This window comes from Micromonospora sp. WMMD730 (genome assembly GCF_049178955.1).
GTDB classification, from domain to species: domain Bacteria; phylum Actinomycetota; class Actinomycetes; order Mycobacteriales; family Micromonosporaceae; genus Micromonospora; species Micromonospora wenchangensis.
In genome coordinates, this window is the sequence record NZ_JBMHML010000002.1 from 1,096,477 (window position 1) to 1,119,691 (window position 23,215).

General features: G+C 73.9%; 15 protein-coding genes and 2 pseudogenes. 11 read left to right on the top strand and 6 right to left on the bottom strand.

Features of this window, described 5'->3' with window-relative positions:
* Positions 1-144: 144 nt before the first annotated feature.
* A pseudogene (locus tag ACN265_RS05065) lies at positions 145-1,122 on the top strand (cobalamin biosynthesis protein); the annotation flags it as partial.
* A gap of 149 nt (positions 1,123-1,271) precedes the next feature.
* Entirely contained in the window at positions 1,272-2,816 is a 1,545-nt protein-coding gene (locus ACN265_RS05070; protein WP_421406204.1) for a cobyric acid synthase, read from the top strand.
* Between the two features lie 135 nt (positions 2,817-2,951).
* On the opposite strand, the gene ACN265_RS05075 is transcribed toward ACN265_RS05070, so the two are convergent.
* On the bottom strand, positions 2,952-3,353 hold the full coding sequence (locus ACN265_RS05075) for a rhodanese-like domain-containing protein (protein WP_204928144.1): 402 nt from the start codon (positions 3,351-3,353) through the stop codon (positions 2,952-2,954).
* On the opposite strand from ACN265_RS05075, the pseudogene ACN265_RS05080 reads away from it, so the two are divergent.
* The 4 genes and pseudogenes from ACN265_RS05080 to ACN265_RS05095 all read left to right on the top strand — a co-directional run.
* A pseudogene (locus tag ACN265_RS05080) lies at positions 3,288-4,095 on the top strand (uridine kinase family protein); the annotation flags it as partial. The gene ACN265_RS05075 and the pseudogene ACN265_RS05080 overlap by 66 nt on opposite strands.
* A 129-nt stretch (positions 4,096-4,224) precedes the next feature.
* A complete protein-coding gene (locus ACN265_RS05085; RefSeq protein WP_357928129.1) occupies positions 4,225-5,577 on the top strand; it encodes a dipeptidase in 1,353 nt (450 codons plus the stop codon).
* A 77-nt stretch (positions 5,578-5,654) separates the two neighbouring features.
* Positions 5,655-5,861, top strand: a complete 207-nt coding sequence (locus ACN265_RS05090) for a hypothetical protein (protein ID WP_088646578.1) — start codon at positions 5,655-5,657, stop codon at positions 5,859-5,861.
* Positions 5,862-5,965: 104 nt separating this feature from the next.
* Entirely contained in the window at positions 5,966-7,558 is a 1,593-nt protein-coding gene (locus tag ACN265_RS05095; protein WP_421406207.1) for an ATP-dependent DNA ligase, read from the top strand.
* A gap of 22 nt (positions 7,559-7,580) precedes the next feature.
* On the opposite strand, the gene ACN265_RS05100 is transcribed toward ACN265_RS05095, so the two are convergent.
* Both ACN265_RS05100 and ACN265_RS05105 read right to left on the bottom strand, forming a co-directional pair.
* Positions 7,581-8,429: a hypothetical protein gene (locus ACN265_RS05100; RefSeq protein ID WP_421406209.1), complete on the bottom strand. Its 849-nt coding sequence runs from the start codon at positions 8,427-8,429 to the stop codon at positions 7,581-7,583.
* Positions 8,430-8,801: 372 nt separating this feature from the next.
* On the bottom strand, positions 8,802-9,617 hold the full coding sequence (locus tag ACN265_RS05105) for an SURF1 family protein (protein WP_357928042.1): 816 nt from the start codon (positions 9,615-9,617) through the stop codon (positions 8,802-8,804).
* Positions 9,618-9,746: 129 nt separating this feature from the next.
* Between ACN265_RS05105 and ACN265_RS05110 the strand changes: the two genes are divergently transcribed.
* On the top strand, positions 9,747-11,177 hold the full coding sequence (locus ACN265_RS05110; protein WP_421406210.1) for a cobyrinate a,c-diamide synthase: 1,431 nt from the start codon (positions 9,747-9,749) through the stop codon (positions 11,175-11,177).
* Positions 11,178-11,217: 40 nt separating this feature from the next.
* Here the strand turns inward: ACN265_RS05110 and ACN265_RS05115 are convergent, their stop codons facing one another.
* Positions 11,218-13,350: a transglycosylase domain-containing protein gene (locus tag ACN265_RS05115; RefSeq protein ID WP_204928052.1), complete on the bottom strand. Its 2,133-nt coding sequence runs from the start codon at positions 13,348-13,350 to the stop codon at positions 11,218-11,220.
* A 167-nt stretch (positions 13,351-13,517) separates the two neighbouring features.
* On the opposite strand from ACN265_RS05115, the gene cobC reads away from it, so the two are divergent.
* The 3 genes from cobC to cobA are packed head-to-tail and all read left to right on the top strand — an operon-like array spanning position 13,518 to position 17,124.
* Positions 13,518-14,651, top strand: a complete 1,134-nt coding sequence (cobC, locus tag ACN265_RS05120) for an Rv2231c family pyridoxal phosphate-dependent protein CobC (RefSeq protein ID WP_421406211.1) — start codon at positions 13,518-13,520, stop codon at positions 14,649-14,651.
* A complete protein-coding gene (locus tag ACN265_RS05125) occupies positions 14,651-15,817 on the top strand; it encodes a nicotinate-nucleotide--dimethylbenzimidazole phosphoribosyltransferase (RefSeq protein WP_421411376.1) in 1,167 nt (388 codons plus the stop codon). The genes cobC and ACN265_RS05125 overlap by 1 nt, the downstream gene beginning before the upstream one ends.
* Positions 15,814-17,124: a uroporphyrinogen-III C-methyltransferase gene (cobA, locus tag ACN265_RS05130; protein ID WP_421406212.1), complete on the top strand. Its 1,311-nt coding sequence runs from the start codon at positions 15,814-15,816 to the stop codon at positions 17,122-17,124. The genes ACN265_RS05125 and cobA overlap by 4 nt, the downstream gene beginning before the upstream one ends.
* A gap of 82 nt (positions 17,125-17,206) precedes the next feature.
* Here cobA and otsB read toward each other — a convergent pair whose 3' ends face one another.
* Positions 17,207-19,768, bottom strand: coding sequence for a trehalose-phosphatase (gene otsB, locus ACN265_RS05135; RefSeq protein ID WP_204928139.1), 2,562 nt, complete (start codon positions 19,766-19,768; stop codon positions 17,207-17,209).
* Between the two features lie 41 nt (positions 19,769-19,809).
* A complete protein-coding gene (locus ACN265_RS05140; RefSeq protein WP_088646585.1) occupies positions 19,810-21,210 on the bottom strand; it encodes an alpha,alpha-trehalose-phosphate synthase (UDP-forming) in 1,401 nt (466 codons plus the stop codon).
* A 326-nt stretch (positions 21,211-21,536) separates the two neighbouring features.
* Here ACN265_RS05140 and ettA point away from each other — a divergent pair, with 326 nt between their 5' ends.
* Complete coding sequence (gene ettA / locus ACN265_RS05145) at positions 21,537-23,213, top strand: energy-dependent translational throttle protein EttA (protein ID WP_421406213.1); 1,677 nt, start codon at positions 21,537-21,539, stop codon at positions 23,211-23,213.
* Positions 23,214-23,215: the final 2 nt, after the last annotated feature.

A 23,215-nucleotide genomic window follows, 5' to 3' on the forward strand; every position in this document is an offset into this window, starting at 1 on the left:
GCCCGCACCGGGTGTGGGCGCGCCCCGGAACCCGTGCCGGGGAAGGGGCACGGGTTCCGGTTCGTACGGAACGGGGGCGGGGTGGCGACGGCGACGTGGTCACCCCGCCGTACGACTAGGCTGGCCGGCCGGAGGTGGTGACGGGTGGGGCGACGCACGGCGACGGCGGACACGGTCGGGCTGGTGGCCGGGTACGCGCTGGACAGCCTGCTCGGCGATCCACGGCGTTGGCATCCGGTGGCCGGCTTCGGCCGGGCCGCCGGTGCCCTGGAACGGCGGGTCTACCGCGCCGACCGCCGGGCGGGGGTGCTCTTCACCGCCGTCGCGGTGGGCGGGCCGGTGCTGCTCGGGGCGGCGGTCAGCCGGGCCACCCGGCGACACCCGGTGGCCCGCGCCCTGGCCGTGGCCGCCGGCACCTGGACGGTGCTCGGCGGGCGGACCCTGCGCCACGAGGCGACCGTGATGGGCACGGCCCTGCGCGCCGGTGACCTGCCGGCGGCCCGGCACCGGCTCGGACACCTCTGCGGTCGGGACCCGTCCCGGCTCGACGAGGGCGAGCTGGCCCGCGCCACCGTCGAGTCGGTGGCCGAGAACACCTCCGACGCCGTCGTCGCGCCGCTGGTCTGGGGCGCCCTCGCCGGGCTGCCCGGCCTGCTCGGCTACCGGGCGGCCAACACCCTCGACGCGATGGTCGGGCACCGGTCACCGCGCTACGCCCGGTTCGGCACCCCGGCCGCCCGGCTCGACGACCTGCTCAACCTGGTGCCGGCCCGACTGACCGGGCTGCTCACCGTGGCCGCCGCGTCCACCGTGCACGGCGACCGGGAGCGGGCCTGGCAGGTCTGGCGTCGGGACCGCAACGACCACCCCAGCCCCAACGCCGGGCAGTGCGAGGCGGCCATGGCCGGTGCGCTGGGCGTCCGGCTCGGCGGCCGGAACGTCTACTTCGGGCGGTCCGAGGTACGCCCGTTCCTCGGCGACGGCCCACGCCCCGAGGCCCGGCACCTGAAGCGGGCCGCCCGGCTCTCCGGCACGGTCGGGTTGGCCGCCCTCGCGCTGGCGGCGGCCTGGCCGACGACCGGGGGCCGGCTGGTCGCCGCCGCCGGTGGCGCGCTGTGGGGTCGCCCACTGCGTCGGCTCACCGGATGGTCGGCAGCGGCGGTCGGACGTGGTCGGGCCGCCGGGGTGCGGCGGCCCGCGTGGGCCTCCGGGGCGTCCGGGGCCGTCGGCGTACCGGCCGTGGCCGGGGTCGACGACCGGGGGCGTGGGCGGTGAGCGGCGGGCTGCTCGTCGCGGGCACCACCTCCGACGCGGGCAAGAGCGTGCTCACCGCCGGCATCTGCCGGTGGCTGCACCGGGCCGGCGTCGCCGTGGCCCCGTTCAAGGCACAGAACATGTCCAACAACTCCGCAGTGGTGGTCGGTCCGGACGGGCGGGGCGGCGAGATCGGGCGGGCCCAGGCGATGCAGGCCGCCGCCTGCGGGCTCGTTCCCGACCTGCGGTTCAACCCGGTGCTGCTCAAGCCCGGCAGTGACCTGGCCAGTCAGGTGGTGCTGCTCGGCGAGGCCGTCGACACGGTCACCGCCGGCAACTTCCGGGCCCTGCGTCCGAAACTCGCCGAGACGGCGTACGCGGCCCTGGCCGAGCTGCGGACGACCTACGACGTGGTGATCTGCGAGGGCGCGGGCAGCCCCGCCGAGATCAACCTGCGGGCCGGCGACTACGTCAACATGGGGCTCGCCCGGCACGCCGGTCTCCCCACGATCGTGGTCGGCGACATCGACCGGGGCGGCGTGTTCGCCTCGATGTTCGGCACGGTGGCCCTGCTCGACCCCGCCGACCAGGCGCTGATCGCCGGCTTCGTGATCAACAAGTTCCGGGGTGATCTCGGCCTGCTCCGCCCCGGGCTCGACATGCTGCACCGGGTGACCGGCCGGCCCACCTACGGGGTGCTGCCCTGGCACCTGGACCTGTGGCTCGACGCGGAGGACTCGCTCGCCTACGGCCGGGTGCTCGGCCGGCCCGCCGCCCCGCGCGGCACCGACTGGCTCGACATCGCCGTGGTCCGACTGCCCCGGATCAGCAACGCCACCGACGTGGAGGCCCTCGCCACCGAACCGGGCGTCCGGGTCCGGCTCACCGTCGAGCCCGCCGAGCTGGCCGCCGCCGACCTGGTCGTCCTGCCCGGCTCGAAGTCCACCGTCGCCGACCTGGCCTGGCTGCGGGAGACCGGGCTCGCCGAGGCGGTCACCGCGCACGCCGCCGCCGGCCGGCCGTTACTGGGCATCTGCGGCGGCTTCCAGATGCTGGCCACCGCCATCCACGATCCGGTGGAGAGCCGCCGGGGCAGCGTCCCCGGGCTGGGCCTGCTCCCCATCGAGATCACCTTCGACCCGGTCAAGACCGTCCGCCCCGCCGTCGGCACCGCCGCGCCGGACGTCCCGGTACGCGGCTACGAGATCCACCACGGGTACGTCTCCACCGCCGACGCGGACCTGCCGCCGCTGCTGCACCACGCCGACGGCCGGCCCGAGGGCGCGCGGCTCGGCGCGGTGCACGGCACCCACTGGCACGGCGCGTTCGAGTCCGACGAGTTCCGCCGTCGGTTCCTGACCGAGGTGGCCCGGTCGGCCGGGCGGCATGGCTTCACCGTCGCACCGGGCACCAGCTTCGACGCCGCCCGCGAACGCTCCCTCGACCTGCTCGGCGACCTGGTCGAGGAACACCTCGACACCGCCGCGCTGTGGCGGCTCATCGAGAGCGGCGCTCCCGCCGACCTGCCGTTCATCCCACCCGGCGCACCACCGACGACCTGACCATCCCGCCCGCACCGGCCGGAAACCCGGTCAGTGCCCGCAGCGGTTGGGCCGCGGCTCCGTGCCCGCATCGGCCGGGCAGCCGGTCCGGGGCCAGGCAGGTCGGTCGGGCCGTCGTCGTACCGGGGCCGGTCGTCAGCGGCGCACGTCGGCGGGCTGGTCGGACAGCGGCAACCCGGCCTCCAGCCACCCCTGCACGCCGCCGGTCATGTCGGTGGCGTTGCGCAGGCCCAACGCCTGCAGGCTCGCCGCCGCCAGGCTGGAGCTGTAACCGTGCCGGCAGGCCACCACGATCTCCCGGTCGTAGCCGGTCGCCTCGGGGATACGCCACTCGCTGGCCGGGTCCAGCCGCCACTCCAGCACCGTCCGGTCGATGACGATCGCGCCGGGCAGGTCCCCCTGCTCCCGGCGTTGCCCCTCGGTACGCGTGTCGACCAGCAGCGCACCCGCCCGTACCGCCTCGACCGTCTGGTGAGGACTCAACCGGCGCAGCCCGGCCCGGGCCTGTTCCAGCAGAGCGTCCACGCCGGGACTCATCACGTCATTGAGCACGTCCAGATCATGCCCCGGCGTCCACCGCGCCGCCCGACGAACCTCACTCCCCACGGCGGAACCAGGCTCACGGGGGACACCCACTAGCGTCACCTGTGTGACGGTGGCGCTGGTCGAGGCGTACGCGACGCTGGCCCGGCGGGTGCTCGCCGGGCCGGCGCGGTTGGGGCGTACCCGACTGGTGGCCGTCGACGGACCCAGCGGCGCGGGCAAGAGCGTCTTCACCGCGCGCCTCGCGGACGCCCTGGCCGGCCTGCCCGACGGCGGACGGCCACCGGTGGTGCACACCGACGACCTGCTCGACGGCTGGGACGACCAGTTCACCTTCTGGACCCGGCTGGAGGAACGGGTGCTCACCCCGCTGCGGGACGGGCGACCGGGTTCCTACCGGCGGTACAGCTGGGTGCGCCGGGCGTTCCTGCCCCGCGAGGTGCCGGTGCCGGTCGCGCCGGTGCTGCTGCTGGAGGGGGTGAGCGCCGCGCGGGCGGCGATCCGCCCGGAGCTGACCCTGTCGGTGCAGGTCACCGCGCCGGGTCCGGTGCGGTTGCGGCGCGCGCTGGACCGCGACGGCGCGCACCTGCTGGCGGAGCTGCGGCGCTGGCACGCGGGGGAGGAGGCCCACTTCGCCGTCGACCGGACCGCCGACGCGGTCGACCTGGTGGTCGACGGCGCGCCGACCCTGCCGCACGACCCGGACCACTACTACGTCCGCCGCCCGACTCCCGCCGGTGCGCCCGGCCCGGCCGTCGGGCCGGCGGCCGCGGTCGGTCGCCGGCCCGGCCCGACCGCGGGTTCCGGCTCGCCGGGTGGCTCGCGGTAAGGCCGGCATACGATGCCGGTCATGACCTCACCGATCATGTCCGAGTCCGAGGTACGGGCCGCCGTCGCGCGGGAACTGCCCGGGGTCCGTGCCGACCTGGAACGTCTCGTCCGCATCCCCGGCATCGCGTTCGAGGGGTTCGACCACTCGCACGTCGAGCGCTCCGCCGAGGCGGTCGCCGAGTTGCTGCGCGGCTGCGGTCTCGACGTGCGGATCGTGCGGTCGGGCGGTCAGCCCGCCGTGATCGGGACGAAGGCCGCCCCGCCCGGCGCACCCACCGTGCTCATGTACGCCCACCACGACGTGCAGCCCGTCGGCGACCTGTCGCTGTGGGAGTCCGAGCCGTTCGAGCCGGTCGAGCGGGACGGCCGTCTCTACGGGCGCGGCGCGGCCGACGACAAGGCCGGCATCATGGCGCACGTCGCCGCCCTGCGCGCCTTCGGCGACCAGCTTCCGGTCGGCGTGGTGCTGTTCATCGAGGGCGAGGAGGAGTACGGCTCGGACTCGCTGGAGCGGCTGCTCGCCGAGCACCGCGAGGAGATCGCCTCGGACGTCATCGTGATCGCCGACTCCACCAACTGGGACGTGGGCGTGCCGGCCCTGACCACCTCGCTGCGCGGCGTGGTCAACCTGTTCGTCGAGCTGCGCACCCTGGACCACGCGGTGCACAGCGGCATGTTCGGTGGGGCCGTGCCGGACGCGTTGACCGCGCTGGTCCGCCTGCTGGCGACCCTGCACGACGACGCCGGGGACGTGGCCGTCGAGGGCCTGACCGGCCGGGCGGGGGCCGCCGTCGACTACCCGGAGGACCGGTTCCGGGCCGAGGCCGGGCTGGTCGAGGGGGTCGCGCTGATCGGCACCGGCCGGATCACCGAGCGGCTCTGGACCCGGCCGGCGGTGGCGGTGCTCGGCATCGACGCGCCGGCCACCGGCGAGGCGCCCAACGCGCTGGTCCCGGCGGCGAAGGCCAAGCTGAGCGTACGGCTGGCGCCGGGCGACGACCCCAAGCGGGCGTACGACGCGGTGCGTACCCACCTGGAACGGCACGCGCCGTGGGGTGCCCGGGTGACGGTGACCCTGGAGCACGACGGCGACCCGTGTGTCATCGACGCGTCGGGGCCGATGTTCGACGCCGCCCGCGCCGCCTTCCGGGCCGCCTGGGACGGCACCGAGCCGGTGGACATCGGCGTCGGGGGTTCGATCCCGTTCATCGCCACCTTCCAGGAGATGTTCCCGCAGGCGGCGATCCTGGTGACCGGGGTGGAGGACCCGCACGCGCGGGCACACGGCCCCAACGAGAGCCTGCACCTCGGCGAGTTCGCCCGGGTCTGCCTGGCCGAGGCGTTGCTGCTGGCGAACGTGGCCGGGCAGGGGCGACGGGCCGGTTAGGTCGCGGAACCATAACGTCGGGGTCGATGTCGCGGTTTGCGGCGTGTCGTTCGCGCACCTGGTATAGCCTTTCGAACATGCGTACGAACGACGTGATGACGCGGCTGGAAGCCGCCGTGAGCGCTCTGGGGGACGTCGACGTCTCCGCGTGGCCCGAGGACACGCTCAAGGAACAGCTCGGCGAGCTCTCGGCCGTGCTGGTCGCCCTGGACGGCGTGCTGTCCCGGGTCGCCGACGGCGTCCGCGCCCGTGGGCTGCGCATAGAGGAACCCGTCTCGGTCTGAGCCGTGGCACCGGGTGGTCACACCCGGTGCCACTGGGGAGGACGGCCGGATCGGGACGGCCCGGGTACGGCAATACCCGGGCGATGTCGGGGGTGGCTGGCAGGATGAGGTGCGTGCGGTTCCTCGACCTGGCAGCCACCTCCGCGGCCGTCGCGGCCACCACCGGCCGGCGGGCCAAGGTGGAGCTGCTGGCCGGCGCGCTGCGGGCGCTCGACCTGTCCGAGGTGTCGGTCGGCTCCGGCTACCTCGCCGGTGAGCTGCGTCAGCGGCAGACCGGTGTGGGCTGGGCAAGTCTGCGCGACCTGCCGCCGCCGGCCGCCGAGCCGACCCTGACCGTGGCCGCCGTCGACGCGGCGATCGACGAGATCGCCGCCGTGCACGGACCGGGTTCCCAGGCCCGCCGCCGGCACCTGCTCGCCGCCCTCCTCGGTGCCGCCACCGTCGACGAGCAGCGGCTGCTGGTCGCACTCTTCCGTGGCGAGCTGCGTCAGGGCGCCCAGGCGGGCCTGCTCGCCGACGCCATCGCCAAGGCCGCCGAGGTCCCCGTGACGGCGGTCCGTCGCGCCCTGCTGCTCGCCGGTGACCTGCGGGCCGTCGCGCTGGCCGCCCGCACCGGTGGGGCCGCCGCGCTGGCCGGATTCGGGCTCCAGGTGGGCCGCCCGCTCGCGCCGATGCTGGCCCAGAGCGCCCCCTCGGTCGACGCCGCGCTCCAGGCGACCGGGGTGCCGGCCGTGGTCGACGTCAAACTCGACGGCATCCGCATCCAGGTGCACCGCTCCGGCGACGACGTCGCGGTCTTCACCCGCAGCCTCGACGAGATCACCGCCCGGCTGCCCGGGGTGGTCGCCGCCGTACGCGCCCTGCCGGTCCGCGACGTGGTGCTCGACGGCGAGGCGATCGGGCTGGACACCGCCGGCCGCCCGCTGCCGTTCCCGCAGACCTCCAGCCGGGCGGCCCGGCGGGCCACCGCCACCGGGGTCACCTCCGCCAGCGGTGCGACCGGCGCGGCCGACGTGGCCCCGCTGGCCGAGGCGACCGCGCTCACGCCGTACTTCTTCGACCTGCTGCACCTCGACGGCGACGACCTGATCGACCTGCCGGGCCGGCAGCGGTGGGCCCGGCTCGCCGATGTGGTCGACGGGTCGTTGCTGGTCGGTCGGGCCGAGGTGGCCGACCCCGAGCAGGCCGGTGCGGTGTTCGCCGCCGCGCTCGACGCCGGTCAGGAGGGGGTGGTGATCAAGTCGCCGGACGCGCCCTACGACGCCGGTCGACGGGGCACCGCCTGGGTCAAGGTCAAGCCCCGGCACACCCTCGACCTGGTCGTGCTGGCGGTCGAGTGGGGCAGCGGACGGCGGGAGGGGTGGCTGTCCAACCTCCACCTCGGTGCCCGGGACCCGCGCACCGGCGAGTTCGTGATGCTCGGCAAGACCTTCAAGGGCCTCACCGACGACCTGCTGCGCTGGCAGACCGAACGCTTCCTCGGGCTGGCCGTGGAGCGCGGGGACTGGGTGGTGCGGGTCCGCCCCGAGCAGGTGGTCGAGATCGCCTTCGACGGGGTGCTCGCGAGCACCCGCTATCCGGGCGGGGTGGCGCTCCGGTTCGCCCGGGTGCTGCGCTACCGCGACGACAAGTCGGCCGCCGAGGCGGACACCATCGACACGGTCCGGGCGCTGCACGCCGGGCGACCGACCGACTGAGCCACCCCGGCGGGACGATCGTTCAGAGCGTGGACAGCGAACGGGCGTAGTTGACCTGGTTGTTGATCTGCTGCACCTGCCCCTGGTCGACCACCGGGATACGGGCCACGTACTGGTGGCCGCCGCTGGTCACCGTCACCTGCACCATGCCGTGGTACCGGGTCTCCTTGATCAGCAGGAAGAGCAGGCTGAAGATGGTGAGGCAGAAGAAGCCGAGGATGGCGCAGACGATCGCCCAACTGGCGATCTTCTCCTCCCGCTGCCAGTGGTCGGTGACGTACCAGGTGGCACCGGCCAGGGGCATCGCGCCCGCCGGGGTGTGGATCACCGGCGGACTCACCATGATCTCGCCGATCTGCACCGCCGCCGCCTGCTGACCACCCGCCATCCCCGGCGGCGGGGTGAACTGCGGCGGGTACGGCCCCGGCTGGCCCATCGGCGCGGCGTACGGGTCGACCCCGGCCGGCGCCGGGAACCCCGCCGGCGGCGTCGAGAACTGCGCCGGTGGTGCGGAGAAGTTCGCGGGCGGTGCGGAGAACTGTGCGGGCGGTGCGGAGAACTGCGCCGGTGGTGCGGAGAACTGGGCCGGCGGTCCCGGGTACGGCTCGGCGGTCGACGGGGTGGAGGGGTCGACCGGTACCGCCGGGGGAGGTGTGGTCGGGAACGGGGCCGTGGGAGGCGTCTGCTGCGCCGGTGCCGGGGGGAACACCGCCGGGGGCGCGGGGAACGCCGTCGACGCCGGTGGCGCGTCCGGCGACGGGGCCCAGGGATCGTAGGCGGGGCTCGCCTGCGTGGGCGGGTCGGACGGGGTGGGCGGACCGGACGGGGCGGGCGGGTCGGACGGGTACGACGGGGCGGGGTCGGAGGTCACCACGACACCTCACGCGCGTTGGACATCCTGCGGACCATACAGCGTCCGGCGTCGCCCCGCGTTCCGGCGCGGAACCGGCCCGCAGCACGCCGGCCCGCCGAGGGTTCGCCCGGTGCCGCTCCCGCCAGCCCGTCTGCCCGGCCGGGCAGGTGCCTGTCGTGGGTCCTGTCGAGGTGATGACGACAACGAGTCACTGCCGACCGGGAGTGGTGGGCCGAGCCCGCGCGGTCCCGGCAGCACCGCCTGATGCCGTGACGTCATCAGCTCGAAAGGACGCGCACCCATGATGCGACGCTGACCCGGTACCCGCCCGCACCCGCTCGCCGCCCGGGGGTGCCAGGGCGGCGCGCACGGGCCAGCCGGGCCGGGCGGTCAGGCGGAGGCGGCCGGTTCGGCGGCCCGGTCCACGGGAGGCTTCGGCGCGTCCAGGCCGGCGGCCCGTCGGGCCTCCCGCCGGGCCACCCAGCCGTAGCCGAAGAGCGTCATCGCGGCGAACAACCACCACTGGACGACGTAGCCGAAGTTCTGCCAGTTGTTCGTGTGCCCGATCGGCACCGCCCGGAACGCCGGGTCGTTCGCCGGGGTCTGCTCGTCGAGCAGCAGGTACGCCCCGTGCAGCGGGTACGGCAGTTCCCGGGCCAGCTTGTCCACGGTCACCCGCCGGGTCTCCAACCGGCCGTCGCGCCGGTCCACGCCGTTGCCGCCGCTCTCGGTGGGGTGCACCCGGCCGACGACGGTCACCTGACCGGTCGGCAGCGCCGGCACCTCGGGCATGGCCAGCGCGCCGCCGGGTGCCGGGGGGACCCAGCCCCGGTCGACCAGCACGGCCGTGTCGTCGTCGAGCACCAGCGGGACGAGGACCTCGAAGCCGACCCTGCTCTCCACCGTCCGGCCCCGGACCAGGATGACGTTCGTGGCGTCGTACCGGCCGGTGGCGGTGACCCGGCTCCACTCGGCCTGCGCGGCGGGGGCCGCGCCGACGGTGCCCGCGCCGCCGGTGGGGGCCGGCAGCGTCGACCGCAGCGGCGCGGGGGTGCCGGCGGTACCGGCGTCGATCCGCTCGTTGACGGCGGTACGTTCCCGGTAGCGGTCCAGCTGCCAGTTGCCGAGCAGCACCATGACGGCGGCGGCGACCAGGGTCAGCGCGAGGATGCCCAGCCAGCGTGGGGTCAGCAGGAACCGGTACACAGCACGAGGCTACCCGTATGACCGACGCCACCCTGCGCGACGGCCCGGCACCGGCCCGTACGGTGTGCGGATCGGCGGTCTCCACCTGTCGCCAGGGGCGGGTATGGTCACGCCTGCGGATCGCCGCCGGTGTTCCTCCCGGCCGTCCGCGAGCCACCGCCCGTCGCCACCGAGGAGTCGATGATGACCGCCGTGCCGCGCCTCGTGTTCAGCGCGCCGTCCTCCGGTCACGGCACCAACGCGCTGTCCGTCGGTCTGCTCGCCGCGCTCGCCGAACGGGGGCTCGACGTCGCCGGGTTCAAGGTCGGTCCGGACCACGTCGACGCCGCCTACCTCGGCCTGGCCGCCGGCCGCCCCGGCCGTACCCTCGACCCCCGGCTGATCGGTGGCGACCGGCTCGGGCCCCTCTTCGCGTACGGTGCGCAGGGTGCCGCGTTGGCCCTGGTCCAGGGCACCATGGGGCTGTACGACTCGGTCGGGGGCCGCCCCGAGGCGGAGTCCACGGCCGCCGTGGCGACCGCGCTGCGCAGCCCCGTCGTGCTGGTGATCGACGTGGCGGCGATGGGCCAGTCGGTGGCCGCCCTGGTGCACGGATTCCGCTCGTACGACGAGCAGCTCTGGTTGGGTGGGGTGATCCTCACCCAGGTCGCCTCCGGCCGGCACGAGGCCATGCTCCGGGAGGCGCTCGACGACGTCGGGATGCCCGTCTACGGCGCGTTGCGCCGGCACGAACTGCCCCCGGTGCTGCCCGCCCGCCGGCACGGCGTGGCGCCGGTCCTCGGTCGCGACGCCGAGGCGTCCCGGGCGGTGCGCCGGCTCGGCGAGGCGGTCGCCGGGACGGTCGACCTGGAACGCCTGCTCGGGTTGGCCCGTTCCGCCCCGGCGCTGTCCGTCCCGGCCTGGTCGCCGGTGTCCGACGCCCCGGCGGTGGACGCGCCGGTGGTGGCGCTCGCCGGTGGCCCCGGCGGCAGCTACAGCCACCCGGAGACCGCCGAGCTGCTGCGGGCCGCCGGGGCCCAGGTGGTCACCGTCGACCCGCTGCGCGACGAGGCGCTGCCCGCCGGCACCCGCGCGCTGGTCGTCGGGGGCGCGCTGCCCGAGTCGTACGCGCGGGACCTGTCGGCCAACCGGCGGCTCTGCATCGCGGTGGCCGAGCTGGCCCGCACCGGCCGTCCGGTGATCGCCGAGGGCACCGGCCTGCTGTGGCTGGCCCGGGAGCTGGACGGGCTGCCGATGTGCGGGGTGCTGGACGCGATCGGTGTGAGCCGGGACGGTCTGGTGGTCGGTTACCGGGAGGCGACCGCCCTGTCCGACAGCGCGGTCGCCCGTACCGGTGCGACGGTGGTGGGCTACAAGCAGCACGGCGCGGTGCTCACCCCCCGGGCCGGGCAGCGGGCCGCCTGGGGTTGGGAGGGCGGCACGCCCGAGGGCTTCGTCTGGCGGGGCGTGCACGCCTCCCAACTCGGCCTGCACTGGGCGGCGTACCCGGAGATCGCGACCCGGCTGGTGACGGCGGCGGCGCTGCCCTCGCCGGTCGAGGGCGTCGCCGCGCCGGCCTGACCGGCCCCGGGTGACCGGCCCGGCGGCCACCGGCCCCGCGTCAGCCGACGATGGCGTCCGACGGTGGGGTGAACTGGCGGGTCGGGGTGCCCTTGAGGCCGTCGCGCAGGGTCTGGGCGACCGCGTTGACCGGGACCTGGGACTGCCCGTCACCGACGGCGTTGAAGGGGTTGTCCGGGTCGGCGATGAAGCTCGCCGCCGCCAGTTCCGGGGTGTAGCCGACGAACCAGGCCGACCGGGTGCTGTCCGTGGTGCCGGTCTTGCCGGCGACCGGGCGGCCCACCGTGCCCCGGACGCTGTCCGCCGTCGACCAGCCGCCGCAACTGCCCTTGGCCGGGGTGTCGCCGGTGGGGCAGCGGGCGGCGTCGGTGGCGGCACGGGCCGCGTCGGCGTTGACCACCTGCCGGCAGCGGGGCTTGGCGACCTCCCGTTCGATGCCACCGGCGGTCCTGTACGTGGCCGGAGTCCCGTCCCGGTTGGTGATCGAGTTGACCGGCATCGCCTCGCAGTACCGCCCGTCGGCGGCGATCGCGGCGTACGCGTTGGCCATCTCCAGCGGGGTGGCGTCGGAGACGCCCAGGGTGAACGCGCCCCACTTCTTCGCCTTCGCGGGTGACGCCTGCTCCTTGTCGACGTCGGTACGCCAGCGCAGGCCCAGCTGCTCGGCGAGGTGCACCCCCCGGTCCGCGCCGATCTTCTCCTCCAGTTGGACGAAGTAGGTGTTCACCGACTTGCCGAACCCGGACCACATGGTCTGCCGGCCGGTCATCGCCCCGCTGGCGTTGGACGGCGCCCACCCGTCGTAGACGGCCGACTTGTACCGGTACGGCGAGTCGAACGCGGTGGACAGCGGCATCCCGGCGTCCAGGGCGGCCAGCATCGGGAACATCTTGAACGTCGAGCCGGCCTGGTAGCCCGGGAGGGTGCCGCCGCCGAGCAGCGGGGCGACCGTGTTCGGGTAGTTCGCCTTCATCTTCGGATCGGCCTCGGGGTTCGAGCTGGGTCCGTTCTCGCTGACGTCCAGGGAGTACGTCCGGTTCACCGCCATCGCCTTGATCCGTCCGGTGCCCGGTTCGGCGACCACGATCCCGTTGGCGAAGGGACTGTCGACGCGGTCCTTCGCACCGACGTTCTTCTCGGCGGCGGCCTGCACCTTGGGGTCGAGGCTCAGCACGATCCGGTAGCCGCCCCGGCGCAGCTTGTCCATCCGCTCCAGCCGGTTCTCCCCGAACGCGGGCTGCGCGCTCCACCAGTTCTTCACGTAGTCGCAGGCGAAGCCCCAGGTGTTGTACTTGTTGGGGATCGCGGCGCAGTCGTTGGCGGGGGTGGTGGGCCGGGTCCGGATGGGTTCGCTCTTGGCCACCGCGGCGGCGTCCGGGGACAGGTAGCCGAGTTGGGTCATCTTGTCGAGCACGTAGTTGCGCCGGCCGGTGGCCTCCTTCTGGTCGGAGCTGAGCGGGTCGTACTCGGAGGGGGACTTGACCAGGCCGGCGAGGGTGGCCGCCTCGACCGGGGTGAGCGTGGCGGGGGTCTTGGAGAAGAAGATCTGCGCCGCGGCGTAGATGCCGTACGCCCGGTGACCGAAGTACGCCGAGTTGAGGTAACGCTCCAGGATCTGGTCCTTGGTCAGCTCCTTCTCGATGTCCAGCGCCATCCGCATCTCCTTGACCTTGCGCAGGCTGGTCTGCTGGATGGCCTCCTGGACCTCCTGCGGCGTCTGCGCGCTGTCCCGCAGCGCCATCCGGACGTACTGCATGGTCAGGGTGGAGGCGCCCTGGGAGACGCCGCTGGAACGGGTGTTGGCCACGAAGGCGCGGGCGACGCCCTTCGGGTCGACGCCCCGGTGCTGGTAGAAGCGGTTGTCTTCGGCGGCGACGATGGCCTGCTGGATGTTCGGCGACATGTCCGACAACTTGGTGTACTGCCGGTACTCCTCGTAGAACATCGTCAGGATCGTCGTGCCGTCTGGTGCGTAGAGGTAGGACGTCTCGGCGGGCAGGGCGGTGCGCAGGATGTTCGTCTTGTGCTCCACGGCGTGCGCGGTGGCCTTGGCGCCCAGGCCGGTCACGGCGGCCAGCGGGTACGCCACGGCGGCGAGCACGATGCCGGCGATCAGCCCGGCACGCAGGAGAGGAACGGAACGACCAGCGGCAGCAAGGGGTCGATTACTCACGTGGTCAAGTTATGACATTTCCGATTCGTCCATGAGAAGAATTCATGAACGCTCGGGCGTTCCCCGGCCGGGACCGGCGGCCGTGGGTGAAGCGTCCGGTGTGCCGTGATGTGGACCACCTCGGGATCGGCTGTCCTCTGCGCCGGCTTCCCGGCAGGATCGCGGACATGCATGGGCAACTGACCGGCGTCGAGCCGTCGACCGGCCCGGGAGCCACCGCCGCGCCGGCGACCGCACCCGGGGCGACCGACGACGCCGAACCGGATCTCGCCCACCACGGGGACGCCGAGGCCACGCCCGGCCTGGTCGACCTGGCCGTCAACGTCCGCCGCGACCCGATGCCGGACTGGCTGGCCGACCCGCTCACCGCCGCCCTCGCCGACCTGGCCGGCTACCCCGACCCCCGGCCGGCCCGCGCCGCCGTCGCCGCCCGGCACGGCCGCCCGGAGGCGGAGGTGCTGCTCACCGCCGGTGCCGCCGAGGGCTTCGTGCTGCTCGCCCGCGCCCTGGCCGGGGTACGCCGCCCGCTGGTGGTGCACCCGCAGTTCACCGAACCGGAGGCCGCGCTGCGGGCCGCCGGCCACCGGGTCGAACGACTCCTGCTCGACCCGGACGACGACTTCCGGCTCGACCCCGCGCGGGTGCCGGCCGACGCCGACCTGGTCATGATCGGCAACCCGACCAACCCGACCTCGGTGCTGCACCCCGCCGCCGACCTGGCCGCCCTGGCCCGGCCCGGCCGGGTGCTCGTCGTCGACGAGGCGTTCGCCGACACCACAGGCGTCCCCGGCGTCGACGGCGAGCCCGAGTCGCTCGCCGCCCGCCGGGACCTGCCCGGCCTGGTGGTGGTGCGCAGCCTCACCAAGACCTGGGGCCTGGCCGGGCTGCGGATCGGCTACCTGCTCGGTGAGGCCGCCCTCCTGGAGCGGCTGGCCGCCGCCCAGCCGCTGTGGGCCGTGTCCACCCCGGCGCTGGCCGCCGCCACCGCCGTCGCGTCACCGACCGGCGTCGCCGCCGAGCGCGCCATCGCCGCCCGGCTCGCCGCCGACCGCGACCACCTGGTGCGCCGCCTGTCGGCCCTGCCCGGGGTACGCGTCGCGGGCCGCCCGGCCAGCGCCTTCGTCCTGGTCCACCGGCCCGGCGCCGACCGGGTACGCCAGGCGTTGCGCGACCGGGGCTGGGCCGTACGACGTGGCGACACCTTCCCCGGGCTCGGGCCGGACTGGCTGCGGATCGCCGTCCGCGACCCGGCCACCACGGACGCGTTCATCGAGGTAATGGCGGAGATCCTGGAGGCATGATGCTGGAGACGACGATCGCGGAGATCGGTCCGCCCGACCCGATGGCGATGACGGCCGCCCGGGACCTCCAGGCCCGGCTGACCAAGCCGGCCGGCTCGCTTGGCGCGCTGGAGGAACTGTCCGTACGCCTGGCCGGCCTGGCCGGGGCCTGCCCGCCGCCGCTGCCCGAACCGGCGGCGGTGGCGATCTTCGCCGGTGACCACGGCGTGCACGCCCAGCGGGTCACCCCGTGGCCGCAGGAGGTGACCGCCCAGATGATCGGGAACTTCCTGGCCGGCGGGGCGGTCGTCAACGCGTTCGCCCGGCAGGCCGGCGCCTCGGTCACCGTGGTCGACGTCGGCGTGGCCGCGCCGCTGCCGTTCCCGCCCGCCGACGCCGCGCCCGCCACCGCGTCCACCGACGCCCTGTCCGCCGAAGCCCTCTCCACCGAAGCCCCGTCCGACGACGCCGTGCCCGCCCCGACCGGCACCAGCCTGGCACCGCCGCGCCTGCTCGACGCGAACGTGCGGCGCGGCACCCGGGACATGACGGTCACCGCCGCACTCACCCGGGACGAGGCGCGGGCGGCGGTCGAGACCGGCATCCGGGTCGCCGGCGAGCTGATCGACGCCGGGGCGGGTGTGCTGCTCACCGGCGACATGGGGATCGCCAACACCACGCCGGCCGCCGCGCTGGTCGCCGCGTTCACCGGGGTCGACCCGGAGGCGGCCACCGGCCGGGGCACCGGGGTGGACGACGAGACGTACCGGCACAAGGTCGACGTGGTTCGCACGGCGCTGGACCGGCACCGCCCCGACCCGGCCGATCCGCTGGGGGTGCTGGCCGCCGTCGGTGGCCTGGAGCACGCGGCGCTGGCCGGCCTGATCCTCGGCGCGGCGGCCCGCCGGGTGCCGGTGCTGCTCGACGGGGTGATCGCGGTCAGCGCGGCGCTGGCCGCCGCCGCCCTCGCCCCCGACGCGGTCGGTGCGATGGTCGCCGGGCACCGCTCCGCCGAGCCGGGGGCCACCGTGGCGTTGCGGCACCTCGGCCTCGACCCGCTCGTCGACCTCGGCCTGCGCCTCGGTGAGGGCACCGGGGCGCTGCTGGCCCTGCCGGTGGTCGTCGGCGCGGTCCGGGTGCTGCACGAGGTGGCCACCTTCGACGCGGCGGGGGTCTCCGAGAAGTGAGCACCAGCCCGTACCCTCTCGGACTGCGGCTCGCCGGACGGCGGGTGGTCGTGGTGGGCGGCGGCGCCGTGGCCAGCCGGCGGGTGCCCGCCCTGCTGGACGCCGGTGCCGACGTGCTGCTGGTCGCCCCCGAGGTGACCCCCGCGCTACGCGCGCACGTCGACGCCGGACGGCTGCACTGGCGACCCCGCCGGTTCGCCCCCGACGACCTCGACGGGGCGTGGCTGGTCCAGGTCGCGGTGGACGATCCGGTCGCCGCCGCCTCGGTCAGCGCCGTCGCCGCCGAACGGCGGATCTTCTGCGTCCGGGCCGACGACCGGACGGCGGCCACCGCGTGGACCCCGGCGGTGACCCGGCACGGGCCGGTGACCGTGGCCGTGCTGGGCGGGGGAGACCCGAAACGGGCGATGGGTGTCCGGGACGCCGTCCGGGAGCTGCTCGCCGCCCGGACGGGCCCGCTCGTCGACCCGGGGGAGGTCGACCCGGGCGAACCGGTGGCGGACGCCCCCCTCGCGGGCCCGCCGGAGCCGACGCCGACCGGGGCCGGCGACGCCGCGACCCGTGCGGGTGGCCCGGTCGGTCGGGTGTCGCTGGTCGGCGCGGGGCCGGGCGACCCGGAGCTGATCACGGTGAAGGGGTGGCGGCTGCTCACCGAGGCGGAGGTGGTGGTCGCCGACCGGCTGGTGCCCGGGTTGCTCCTGGACGAGCTGCACCCCGACGTCGAGCTGGTCGACGCCGCGAAGATCCCCTACGGGCCGTCCCGCGCCCAGGAGGAGATCAACCGGATTCTGGTCGACCGGGCGCTCGCCGGCAAGGTCGTGGTACGTCTCAAGGGCGGCGACCCGTACGTCTTCGGGCGTGGCGGGGAGGAGTTGCTGGCCTGCGCGGCGGCCGGCGTACCGGTGACCGTGGTGCCCGGGGTGACCAGCGCCGTGGCCGTGCCGGCGTCGGCCGGTGTCCCGGTCACCCATCGGGCGGTGGCCCACGAGTTCACCGTGGTCTCCGGCCACGTCGCCCCGGACTCGCCGGTCTCCCTGGTGCGCTGGGAGGCCCTGGCCGGCCTGCGGGGCACCCTGGTGGTGCTGATGGGGCTCAAGAACCTGGCCGCCATTGCCGACACCCTGACCCGGCACGGCCGGGACGCGGCCACCCCGGTCGCGGTGATCCAGGAGGGCACCACGGGTGGTCAGCGCAGCCTGCGGTCGACGCTGGGCGCGGTGGCGGCCGACGTGGTCGCGGCGGGGCTGCGGCCCCCGGCCATCGTGGTGATCGGCGACGTGGTCGACGCCCTGACGCCCTCACCTTGATCCACCCTTGTGGGCCGATGTAGCGGTATCCCGTGTCGCGGATGCCGCTACATCGGCCCAACTGAGTCGATCGTGTGGGGCGCTACTGCTTGAGCATGTTGTCCAGCAGCAGGGCACAGCGGATCAGGCCGAGGTGGCTGTACGCCTGCGGGTGGTTGCCCAGCCCGCGCTCGGCCAGCGGGTCGTACTGCTCGGGGAGCAGCCCGGTCGGGCCGGCGGTGTCGACCATCTGGGCGAACAGCTCCTCGGCGTCGGTACGCCGACCGGTGCGCAGGTACGCCTCGATCAGCCACGCCGTGCAGATGTGGAAGCCACCCTCCCGACCCGGCAGACCGTCGTCCCAGTGGTAGCGGTAGACGACCGGGCCGCTGCGCAGATCCGCCTCGATCTTGAGCACGGTGGAGAGGAAGCGCGGGTCGTCGCCCGGGAGCAGGCCGGACAGCCCGATCCAGAGCGAGGAGGCGTCCATGTCCTCGTCGCCGTACGCGACGCTGTACGCCTCGACCTCCTCGTGCCAGCCGTTCTCCAGCACGTTGGCGCCGATCCGGTCGCGCAGCTCCACCCACTCCGGCCGGTCCTCGCCGTCGTGCTGACGCACCACGTGCAGGGCCCGGTCGACGGTCATCCAGCACATCACCTTGGAGAAGATGTGGTGCCGGGGTGGGAGGCGGGCCTCCCAGATGCCGTGGTCGGGCTCGTGCCAGCGGCGGCGGACCGCCTCGACCATGTTGTCCAGCACCCGCCACTCGTCGTCGCGGACCGAACCCCGGGCGTCGGCGACGGCCGCGATCAGGTCGGCGATCGGGCCGAAGACGTCCAGTTGGAGCTGGTGGTTGGCGAGGTTGCCGACCCGGACCGGCCGGGAGCCGGCGTACCCGGGCAGGGTGTCGATGACCGCCTCGGCGCCCAGCTCGTAGCCGTCGACCGTGTAGAGCGGGTGCAGCCGCTCGGGGTGCCCGCCGGTGCGCTCGATGCAGCCGTCCACCCAGCGCAGCAGCGCCTCGGCCTCCTCGATCGAGCCGAGGTCGACCAGGGCCCGCGCGGTCATCGCCGCGTCCCGCAGCCAGCAGTACCGGTAGTCCCAGTTGCGGACGCCGCCCAGCTCCTCCGGCAGCGAGGTGGTCGCCGCCGCCAGGATCGAGCCGGTCGCCTCGTGGCAGAGCCCACGCAGGGTGAGCGCGCTGCGGGCGACCAGGTCCCGGGCGGTGGCGGGCAGCCGCAGCGAGGCCACCCACTCCTTCCAGGGCTGCTCGGCGCTGGCCTGCCGGTCGTGGATGGCGACCGCGTGGTCCTCCAGGCTGTGCGTGCCGAAGCGCAGCTCCAGCACCACCTGGCCGCCGGTGGCGGAGAGGTCGACCACGGCGTGCGCGGTCTCGTACCCGCCGTCGTTGCGGACCTGCCAGGTCACCCCGGGGGAGTAGAGCGCGACGGGCTCGTTGGAGCCGAGCACCAGCAGGCCGTTGTCCATCGGCTGGAGCTGGGTGGCGACCTGACCGAACTCGGGGCGCGGGGCGAACTCGATCCGGGCCCGGCCGGAGCCGGTGAGCACCCGGACCAGCGTGGAGTCGCCGGTGATGACGGCCGGGCCGTCCGGGGTGGTCTCCCGGGCCGGCAGGTCCAGCCAGTCGGTGACGGTGAGCCCCGACCAGCGGGTCTCCACGGTCATCGTGCCGTTGCGGTAGCGCTGGCCCAGCGGGATGCCGCCGCGCTCCGGCCCGACGGTGAAGTGCCCGGCCGGGCTGCCGCCGACCAGGTCGGCGAAGATCGCCGCCGAGTCGGGCTTGGGGTGGCAGAGCCAGCTCACCTTGGCCTCGGGGGTGAGCAGCGCGACGGTACGCCCGTTGGCCAGCATCGAGTGCCGTTCGATCGGCACCGCCCGCTCGCCGAAGAGCCAGTGCCGGCGGGTCTCCAGCAGCAGGCCCAGCGCGCGGGCCGCCTCGATCGGCTCGGCCACCCGGTAGTGCGCCTGGGTGTCCCCGGGGCCGATCTTGATGCCCAGGTCGGGGCCGCGCAGGGTGCCGAAGGCGTTCTCGTCGGTGACGTCGTCGCCGATGAAGAGCACCGCGCTGGCCGAGAGCTGGGTGCGGAGCTGGTCGACCGCGGTGCCCTTGTGGGTGGCGACCACCGACAGCTCGATGACCTCCTTGCCCTGGGTGACGGTGACGTCGTCCCACTTCGCCGGTCCGTTGCGGACGGCCTCGACGGCGGCGGCGGCGACCTGCGGGTCGACCCCGCGGGTGTGCACCGCGACGCTGGCCGGCTTGCGTTCCAGCCGTACCCCCGGGTGGGCCTGGGCGATCTCGCGCAGCGCGTCGCGCAGCCGGGTGCGCACGGCGACCAGCTCGGGGGAGAGCCGCTCGACGAAGCCGATGTCGAACTCGGAGCCGTGGCTGCCGACGAGGTGGATCTCGTTGGGCAGCCGGGACAACGCGGCCAGGTCGCGCAGCGCCCGTCCGGAGACCACCGCGACGGTGGTCTGCGGCAGCGAGGCCAGCGCCCGGACGGCGGCGACCGACTCGGGCAGCGGCACGGCCTTGCTCGGGTCCGCCACGATCGGCGCGAGGGTGCCGTCGTAGTCGCAGGCGACCAGGAGCTGTGGTACGCGGGCGATGCGTCCGATCGCGGCGAGCAGTTCCGGGTCCATCGTCCCGGCGGCGGGGGTGATGATCTCGGCGGTGGGGGCGTTCACTCGGCCTCCGTCCCCGGTGCGCCCAACTCGGTCAGAAAGGACTTCGCCCAGTGCCCCACATCGTGGGTGCGCAGATGACGTTGCATGATCCGCATGCGTCGACGGGCCTCCGGCTTCTCTACGTGTACAGCCCGCAGGAGGGCGTCCTTGACGGCGTCGGGGTCGTGCGGATTGCACAGGAACGCCTGGCGCAGCTCGGTGGCCGCGCCGGCGAATTCGCTGAGCACGAGCGCACCGCCCTGGTCGGCGCGCGATGCGACGTACTCCTTGGCCACCAGGTTCATTCCGTCTCGCAGCGGGGTCACCATCATCACGTCGGCCGCGACGTACATCGCGGCCAGTTCGCTGCGACTGTACGACTGATGCAGATAATGCACCGCCGGCACGCCGACCCTGCCGAATTCGCCGTTAATCCGACCAACCTCGCGTTCCACCTTGACCCGAAGTGCCTGGTAGTGCTCCACGCGCTCCCGGCTGGGGGTGGCCACCTGCACCATAACCGCGTCCGGAACTGTCAACTTTCCGTCAGCAAGGAGTTCCCGGAAGGCCTTGAGTCGAAGTTCGATGCCCTTCGTGTAGTCCAGCCGGTCGACGCCCAGGATGATCGTCTTCGGGTTGCCCAGCTCCTCGCGGATCTGCTTGGCCCGGGCCTGGATCGCCGGGTCCTCGGCCAGCCGCTCCATCTCCTTGGTCTCGATGGAGATCGGGAACGCACCGGCCTTCACCTGCCGCCCGTCGACCTGGATCATCTGCCCCTCGTAGCGCAGCCCGAGCAGGTGCCGGGCCAGCCGGACGAAGTTCTGCGCGGCCAGCCGCTGCTGGAAGCCGACCAGGTCGCTGCCGAGCAGGCCGCGCAGGATCTCGGTGCGGAACGGCATCTGCATGAACAGCTCGATCGGCGGGAACGGGATGTGCAGGAAGAAGCCGATCTTCAGATCCGGCCGCAGCTCGCGCAGCATCGCCGGGACGAGCTGGAGCTGGTAATCCTGCACCCAGACCGTCGCGCCCTCGGCCGCGACGTCCGCCGCGGCCTCCGCGAACCGGGCGTTGACCAGCCGGTACGCCTCCCGCCAGCGGCGCTTGTAGGCGGGGGTCTCGACCGCGTCGTGGTAGAGCGGCCAGATGGTCGCGTTGGACTGGCCCTCGTAGTAGCGTTCCAACTCCTCGGCGCTCAACGGCACCGGGTGCAGCCGGATGCCCTCCAGGTCGAACGGCTCCGGGGCGGCGCCGGTGCCACCGGCCCAGCCGACCCAGGTGCCCCGGTGCTCGGCGAGGACGGGGTGCAGCGCGGTGACCAGCCCGCCGGGGCTGCGCCGCCACTGTCGTCCCTCGGGTGTGCTCACCTCGTCGACCGGCAGTCGGTTGGCCACAACGACAAAGGAGCTACGGACGGTCACGATCGGCCACCTCCGGGTGCTGACGGGTCCACCGCGATGAGCGTACTGAGCGTAGCTGCGGCGTCTGGGACCCCGTGCCGGACTTACCTACCCGTCCCACGGCCGCTTCACCCGTACCGTGATCTTGTCAACATCACCAGCTCAGCGGTGGCGGAAGTGACGTGGAGCCGACCGGGCGGGGTGATGTGGGCGTGGCGGGCCGTACCTGTCAGGATTGACGGTGGCGTGCGCGTGGCCGGCTCCCGGCCGGCGGCGGCGGGCGAAGGTCGCAGCCCGTGCCGCGCCGCCGTCCAAGGCGACAGCAACCGACGGAGGTAGCCCGCACCGTGGCCCAGTTCATCTACGTCCTGGAAAAGGCGCGCAAGGCGCACGGCGACAAGGTCGTGCTCGACAACGTGACGCTGAACTTCCTGCCGGGGGCCAAGATCGGTGTGGTCGGCCCGAACGGCGCCGGTAAGTCCAGCCTGCTGAAGATCATGGCGGGGCTGGACAAGCCGAGCAACGGCGAGGCCCGGCTGATGCCCGGCTACACCGTCGGGATGCTCGCCCAGGAGCCCCCGCTCAACGACAGCAAGACCGTGCTCGGCAACGTCGAGGAGGCGGTCGCCGAGACCAAGGCCAAGCTGGACCGGTTCAACGCCATCGCCGAACAGATGGCCACCGACTACTCCGACGAGCTGATGGAGGAGATGGGCAAGCTCCAGGAGGAGCTGGACCACCTCGACGCCTGGGACATCGACTCCAAGCTCGAACTGGCCATGGACGCGCTGCGCTGCCCGCCGCCGGACGCCGACGTCACCCAGCTCTCCGGTGGGGAGCGACGCCGGGTCGCCCTGTGCAAGCTGCTGCTGGAGGCGCCCGACCTGCTGCTGCTCGACGAGCCCACCAACCACCTCGACGCGGAGAGCGTCTCCTGGCTGGAGCAGCACCTGGCCAAGTACGCGGGCACCGTCATGGCGATCACCCACGACCGGTACTTCCTCGACAACGTGGCCAACTGGATCCTGGAGCTGGACCGCGGCCGGACGTACCCGTACGAGGGCAACTACTCCACCTACCTGGAGAAGAAGGCCGCCCGGCTCGCCGTCGAGGGTCGCCGCGACGCCAAGATGAAGAAGCGGCTCACCGAGGAACTGGAGTGGGTCCGCTCCAACGCCAAGGCCCGGCAGACCAAGTCCAAGGCCCGGCTGGACCGCTACGACGAGATGGCCGCCGAGGCGGAGAAGACCCGCAAGTTGGACTTCGAGGAGATCCAGATCCCGCCGGGTCCGCGCCTGGGCAACACCGTCATCGAGGCCAACCACCTCAGCAAGGGCTTCGGTGACCGGCTGCTCATCGACGACCTGTCGTTCTCGCTGCCGCGCAACGGCATCGTCGGCATCATCGGCCCGAACGGCGTCGGCAAGACCACCCTGTTCAAGACCATCGTCGGGCTGGAGCAGCCGACCGACGGCCAGGTCCGGGTCGGTGAGACGGTCTCCCTGTCGTACGTCGACCAGAACCGTGAGGGCCTCAACGGCGACAAGACGGTCTGGGAGGTCGTCTCCGACGGGCTGGACCACCTCATGGTCGGCAAGGTCGAGATGCCGTCGCGGGCGTACATCGCCGCGTTCGGCTTCAAGGGCCCGGACCAGCAGAAGCCGACCAAGGTGCTCTCCGGTGGCGAGCGCAACCGGCTCAACCTGGCGCTGACCCTCAAGATCGGCGGCAACGTGATCCTGCTCGACGAGCCGACCAACGACCTCGACGTCGAGACGCTGTCCAGCCTGGAGAACGCCCTGCTGGAGTTCCCCGGCTGCGCCGTGGTCATCTCCCACGACCGGATGTTCCTTGACCGGGTCGCCACCCACATCCTGGCCTGGGAGGGCGACGACGAGAACCCGGCGAAGTGGTTCTGGTTCGAGGGCAACTTCGACGCGTACGAGAAGAACAAGATCGACCGGCTCGGGGCGGAGGCGGCCCGCCCGCACCGGGTGACCTACCGCAAGCTGACCCGCGACTGAGC